1 protein-coding gene is annotated in these 2,414 nt (G+C 43.2%); it reads left to right on the top strand.

The features are described 5' to 3' along the window. Positions 1 to 196: 196 nt before the first annotated feature. Entirely contained in the window at positions 197 to 2,311 is a 2,115-nt protein-coding gene (locus EI162_RS13995; protein WP_192524912.1) for a TonB-dependent receptor domain-containing protein, read from the top strand. Positions 2,312 to 2,414: the final 103 nt, after the last annotated feature.

Genomic DNA, 2,414 nt, shown 5'->3' with positions numbered 1-2,414 from the left:
TATTATGCCCTCAACATTTAAACGCTAATCATTATCATTAACATTAATGATGTTATTCGCATATGGTTTTTTAAACGCTTTTAAAAAATCCAGCGTTTAAAGCCAGCTCTCAAAGTGTAGTCGTTTTAAAAAAATGGTTTTTAAAGTACACAGGTATCGAAAATCCTAATCTCTGATAGTAAAAAGTGAGTGTGTTATGCGTGAAGTACAGTTTTCTAGTCGATTGACCGTATTGTCCATGGGCGTGGCAGCGGTGTTGTGGTCGCAAGGGTCGCAAGCGGCAACTACCGATACGGTAGAAGATATGCCAAGCACCACGTTACAAACCATCACGGTGTCGGCCAACAGTTCAGTACGTGAAAAAGTGCAAGAGGGCGGGGTCGATGTAGAAGATTATACGCCCGCTGCGCAGGCAAACCATTTAAGTGATATTTTGGATGTGGTGCCAGGTGTCACTGTGGGCGGTACATCGACCGTCAATCAGCGCATACGTATACGTGGTCTGGATGATAGTCGTTTGAAAGTGACGATTGATGGTGCACGTCAAGAAGGCAAAATGTTTTACCATATGGGCGATGTGACCATCGATCCTGATTTGCTTAAACAAGCCGAAGTCGCGGTGGGCAACAATTCTGTCACGCTAGGTAACGATGCTATTGGTGGCGCAGTTGCTTTTGAGACAGTCGATGCCGCTGATTTGCTAAAACCTGGTCAAAAAATAGGGGCCAAGCTTCATGCAGGTTATGCCAGTAATAACGACGAACTACTGTCGTCAGCGACTGTCTTTGCCGCACCAACAGACAATGTTGATTTACTTGCTTATTATGGTAAGCGTGATGCCAACGCTGGAGAAGATGGTAACGGTCGCCAGATTCAAACCGAAGACAGCAAGGGCGAAAACATCTTATTAAAAGCAGGTGCTTATATTACAGATGATCATCATGTGGGCGCTAGCTTTAGCAGTACTGAAAACGAAGGTAAGTTCCCATTACGTCCCGACTTTCCAGCCAGTCCAGGAGTTGGCAGCTGGAATGAGATTCTACCGCAAAAAGTCAAACGCGACACTTATGGACTAGATTATAACTATAATCCGGTTAACCAGCTAATCGATGTTGATACCAACGTCTATCAAACAAAGACTAAAATCTCGCGAGATACAGACTATACGGTAAACCCTGGTTATGACTGGGAAGCCGAGGTCAAAACTACAGGCGGTAAAATTCAGAATACCAGTGTGATTGATAGCAGCATCGTTGAGGGTATCACTGGTTCGCATAAGCTAATCGCTGGTGTTGAACATTACAAAAAAGAGTCTGAAATGGCACGTGACTCTGCCAAAACAGGTAGCGATGAAGCTCAAAACACCTCTGTGTATTTAGAAGACCAATGGCAGATGGGTAAATTTAGCCTAACGCCAGGTATTCGCTATGATCGCTATGAGTCTCCAGATTTCGTTGCTGATGGTAAAGTATTTAACAACGTCGTCGGTGGATTAGCCGCCAGCTACGAGGTTGCCCCAAGTACTCAGCTATTTGCCAGTTATACCCAATTGTTTAATGGTCCAGATTTGAGCCAAGCTATTTTTAACCAAGATGGCACTGAGACTTATGTAAATGATGACTTAAAAGCAGAAGAAGGTGATAACGCCGAGGTTGGTGTTGTGACCACATTACGTGGTTTGACCACTGCTGATGATGCACTGCAATTAAGTGGTAAATACTTTGAGACCAATATCGAAAACTATATTGAGTTTGTACGGTCAGGCGGTAGTCATTCTGGTTTAGATTGTGCGACGGGTCAGTTAGGCGGTAGTTGCCAAGGTGCAATTAATAAAGATGAAGACTACAAAATCAAAGGTGTCGAGCTTGCCGCCGATTATAAGATGGATGACTTTAGTATGGGCTTGAGCTACGCTCATGCACGTAGTAAAGGCAAAGATAGCGGCTATAGCATCTACTCACAAACAGGCAGTAGCTCTGATTCGGGCGATAAATACATGCTCAATCTGGCTTATGAGCCAACAGACACTACAGAGCTAGGCTGGCGCAGTACCTATGTTGCTTCAGTAACTCCGAATACGGGTGGCGATGACATCGAAAAACCAAGCTATGACATCCATGATATTTTTATGAGCTATTCGCCAAAACAGATAGAAGGAATAAAAGCAACAGTTGGTGTATACAATATCTTTGATGAAAACTATGCCAATCATGCGTCACGTATCGTTGCGCCACGCCCTGACGATGGTACTTTAAGAACTGACTTTGAGCCAGGTCGTAACATCAAAGCTTCTTTAACCTATCAGTTCTAAACCAAACTACTTTACTCATTAGTAGTAAAAAGACCACTTATATTATATAGGTGGTCTTTTTTTATGGCTTATATAATTTGTGAATGTTCAACACGCCCTAATT

Origin of the sequence: Psychrobacter sp. FME6, from assembly GCF_014861365.1 — a bacterium.
GTDB lineage: Bacteria > Pseudomonadota > Gammaproteobacteria > Pseudomonadales > Moraxellaceae > Psychrobacter.
This window is presented reverse-complemented; position numbering and strand designations above follow the sequence as displayed.